Source organism: Brevundimonas sp. (genome assembly GCF_030656255.1).
GTDB lineage: Bacteria > Pseudomonadota > Alphaproteobacteria > Caulobacterales > Caulobacteraceae > Brevundimonas.
In genome coordinates this window covers 1-3,861 of sequence record NZ_JAUSOE010000089.1, presented here as the reverse complement: position 1 = coordinate 3,861, position 3,861 = coordinate 1, and the positions used below count along the sequence as shown (strand labels likewise).

Below are 3,861 nucleotides of genomic sequence, written 5' to 3'. Positions count from 1 at the left end.
CGGTTCGGGGTCACCGCCGAATATCTGAACCAGTGCCGCGAGATCGAGATCAAGGTCGCGCAAGGCGCCAAGCCCGGCGAGGGCGGGCAACTGCCCGGCTTCAAGGTGACCGAGTTCATCGCGCGGATGCGCCACGCCGTGCCCGGCACCACCCTGATCAGCCCGCCGCCGCACCACGACATCTATTCAATCGAGGACCTGGCCCAGCTCATCTACGACCTGAAGGCCATCAATCCCGACGCCAAGGTGACGGTGAAACTGGTGTCCGCCTCGGGCATCGGGGCCATCGCTTCGGGCGTGGCCAAGGCCAATGCCGACGCCATCCTGATCGCCGGCCACAATGGCGGCACCGGCGCCTCGCCCCAGACCTCGATCAAGCACGCCGGCCTGCCGTGGGAGATCGGCCTGGCCGAGGCCCATCAGGTGCTGACGCTGAACAATCTGCGCGGCACGGTGACGCTGCGCACCGACGGCGGGGTCCGCACGGGCCGCGACGTGGTCATCGCCGCCATGCTGGGGGCCGAAGAATACGGGATCGGCACCGCCGCCCTGATCGCCATGGGCTGTCTGATGGTGCGTCAGTGCCATTCGAACACCTGCCCCGTCGGCGTCTGTTCCCAGGACGAGCGGCTGCGCGAGAAGTTCACCGGCACGCCTGACAAGGTCGTCAACCTGTTCACCTTCATCGCCGAGGAGACCCGCGAGATCCTGGCCTCGATCGGCGCGCGGACGATGGACGAGATCATCGGCCGCACCGACCTGTTGCGTCAGGTCCGGCGCGGCGGGTCGCACCTGGACGACCTCGACCTGAACCCCCTGCTGGTTCGGGTGGACGAGGGCGCGGCCGGCAAATGGGCGGACAAGGTGCGCAAGCCCATCGCCGACAGCCTGGACGCCCGGGTGCTGAAGGACGCGGTGCGCTTCCTGGATCGCGGCCAGACGCTGGAACTGTCCTATCCGCTGAACAACACCCAGCGCACCGTCGGCGCCGCCGTCTCGTCCGCCATCGTGCGGCGGTTCGGGGCGCAGGGGCCGGCGGGTCGCCTGAAGCTGCGTCTGGAAGGCATCGCCGGCCAGAGCTTCGGCGCCTTTGCGGCCAAGGGTCTGGAACTGCATCTGACGGGCGAGGCCAACGACTATGTCGGCAAGGGCCTGTCGGGCGCTGAAATCTCGATCCGCACGCCGGAATGGCGGGAGGACCAGCTGATCTGCGGCAACACCACAATGTATGGCGCGACCTCGGGCCGGCTGTTCGTGGCCGGCGCGGCGGGCGAGCGGTTCGCGGTGCGCAACTCGGGCGCCGAGGCCGTGGTCGAGGGCCTGGGCGCGCACGGCTGCGAATATATGACCGGCGGCCGGGTGGTGGTGCTGGGCTCGGTCGGCTGGAACCTGGCGGCGGGCATGAGCGGCGGCGAGCTGTTCGTGCTGGATCAGCGGGGCTTCGCCGAGCGAGCCTTGAACGGCGACCTGGCGGGCGTGGCCGACATCGACGCGGCGGCGGCCGAACGGCTGCGCGGCCTGGTCGAGGCGCACCTGACGGCGACCGGTTCGCCGCTGGCGCGCCGTCTGCTGGGCGACTGGGACAACACGCTTGATCGTTTCGTGCGTATCCTGCCGCTTACGGACATTGTCAGAACGGAGGAACGGCTTAAGACTTCAGCCTGAGACCTAGGCCTGAGCCGTTCCTTCCTCTCCTCCCCGAGACGCGTGAAATGACCCGAACCGCCGCCCTGTCCGCCATCGCCGTCGTCGGGGCGGCGTCGCTCGCCTCTCCGGCCCTGGCGGCGGCGCCCGCCCTGCTGGCCCATCAGGCGCCCCTGGTCATCGACAATGCGGCGACGGCCTGGATCCTGACGTCCACCGCCCTGGTGCTGCTGATGACCCTGCCGGGTCTGGCGCTGTTCTATGGCGGCATGGTGCGCAAGAAGAACATCATCAGCGTCATCGCCCAGTCGGCGGCCGCCTTCGCCATCGTCTCGGTGCTGTGGTTCCTGGTCGGCTACAGCCTGTCGTTCGGCAAGGGGCCCGAGGCGGTCAACGGCCTGATCGGCGGGGTCCAGGCGGCCTTCCTGAACGGGGTGACGATGGAAACGGCGCACAGCCTGCTGCCCGGCCTGCCGGAACTGCTCTTCGTCAGCTTCCAGATGACCTTCGCCATCATCACCCCGGCCCTGATCGCCGGCGCCTTCGCCGAGCGGATGAAGTTCTCGGCCAGCCTGCTGTTCTTCGCCCTGTGGCACCTGATCGTCTATGCGCCGATCTGTCACCAGGTCTGGGGCGGCGGCTATCTGGGGAGCCTGGGCGTGCTCGACTTCGCCGGCGGGGCGGTGGTTCACGTCAGCGCGGGCGTCGCGGGTCTTGTCTGCGCCCTGGTGCTGGGGCCGCGTCATGGCTTCGGCCGCGACAACATGGCCCCCGCCAATCTGGTCTATAGCGCCATCGGCACCGGCCTGCTGCTGGTCGGCTGGATCGGCTTCAACGCCGGATCGGCCGGCGCCGCCGACGCCCTGGCCGCCACCGCCGCCTTCAACACCATCCTGGCCGCCGGGGCTGCGGCCCTGAGCTGGATGACCGTCGAATGGTTCGACCGCAAGCGCCCCACCCTGCTGGGCCTGTTGTCCGGCGTCGTCGGCGGCCTGGTGGCCATCACCCCGGCGGCGGGCTTCGTCGATCCGAAGGGCGCCTTCTTCATCGGCCTGATCGCCGGCCCGGCCTGCTATGCGGGCGCCGTCTGGCTGAAGCACGCGCTGAAGTATGACGACAGCCTGGACGCCTTCGGGGTGCACGGGATCGGCGGCATCGTCGGCGCCCTGCTGACGGGCGTCTTCGCCACCACCAGCGTCAACGCCCTGTCCGAAGGCGCGACCGTGTGGAAACAGGCCATCGGCCTAGGCGGAGCCATCGCCTGGAGCGCGGTCGGCACCTTCGTGGTCCTGATGATCTGCAAGTTCACCACCGGCCTGCGCGTCACCAAGGACGAAGAGGTCGAGGGGCTGGACTATACCCAGCATGGCGAAGCCATCCACTGACGTGATCGGGGAGCGGCGGCGCGCACGGTTGATCCCGGCCGCGTCAGCCCCCATCTTCCTCGCTGACCAGAGGCCTTGCCGAATGCGGGGGGCCGGACGGTCGGTCGCTTTTCGAGGACCCCGATGACCACGCGAACCATCCTGTTCGATAGCCCCTTTCTGCTCGGCTTCGACCACACCCGCGCCCTGATCGACCGCGCCGCCAAGGCGGCGGCCGAGAGCTACCCCCCCTATAATGTCGAACAGATCGGCGAGGCGGGGGTCCGCATCAGCCTGGCGGTGGCCGGGTTCGCGCCGGAAGAACTGGCCATCACCCTGGAAGGCCGCCAGCTGACCATCGCCGGCAAGCGCGACGACGCGGGCAAGAGCGAACAGGCCTTCCTGCATCGCGGCATCGCGGCGCGCGGCTTCGTACGCAGCTTTGTTCTGGCCGACGGACTCGAGATCGAGGGCGCGCGGCTGGAGCACGGTCTGCTGCACGTCGATCTGACCCGGCCCGAGGCCGAGCGCCAGGTGCGGCGCATTCCCATCACGGCCGGCTGAAAAGCGCAGCCGTTCGAACCGCCCGGCGATCCGGGCGTTGTCAAAGCGAAGGAGGCGGTCCTATGACGCCCATGATGATGACCAAGGAAGATTTCGCCGGACTGGGCGCCCCCGATCTCGTCTATGTGCGCGAGGTGAAGGCGTCCGACCTGCTGGAAGAGGCGGTCGAGATGAAGGACATCGATTTCGACCCCAATCAGTCCCTCTACGCCGTTCACAGCGCGGACGGCGAACGGCTGGCCGTCATGCTGGACCGCGACACCGCTTTCGCCGCCGCTGTGGCGCACGA

4 protein-coding genes are annotated in these 3,861 nt (G+C 68.8%); all 4 read left to right on the top strand.

Going from position 1 to position 3,861, the window contains the following annotated elements:
* Positions 1-1,665, top strand: a 1,665-nt coding sequence (locus tag Q7J26_RS09400; RefSeq protein WP_304936195.1) for a glutamate synthase-related protein, incomplete at its 5' end; no start/stop codon positions are given.
* A 47-nt stretch (positions 1,666-1,712) separates the two neighbouring features.
* Positions 1,713-3,029 carry an ammonium transporter gene (locus Q7J26_RS09395; protein WP_304936194.1) on the top strand — a complete coding sequence of 439 codons (1,317 nt, stop codon included), beginning with the start codon at positions 1,713-1,715 and terminating at the stop codon, positions 3,027-3,029.
* 123 nt (positions 3,030-3,152) lie between these two features.
* Entirely contained in the window at positions 3,153-3,572 is a 420-nt protein-coding gene (locus Q7J26_RS09390) for an Hsp20 family protein (RefSeq protein ID WP_304936193.1), read from the top strand.
* A 62-nt stretch (positions 3,573-3,634) separates the two neighbouring features.
* On the top strand, positions 3,635-3,861 hold a 227-nt coding region (locus Q7J26_RS09385; protein ID WP_304936192.1), incomplete at its 3' end, for a DUF1150 family protein.

What these genes read in the sequence shown, in the direction of transcription:
- Q7J26_RS09390 (WP_304936193.1), top strand. Translation starts at nt 3,153, where the DNA reads ATGACCACGCGAACCATCCTGTTCGATAGCCCCTTTCTGCTCGGCTTC.
- Q7J26_RS09395 (WP_304936194.1), top strand. Translation starts at nt 1,713, where the DNA reads ATGACCCGAACCGCCGCCCTGTCCGCCATCGCCGTCGTCGGGGCGGCG.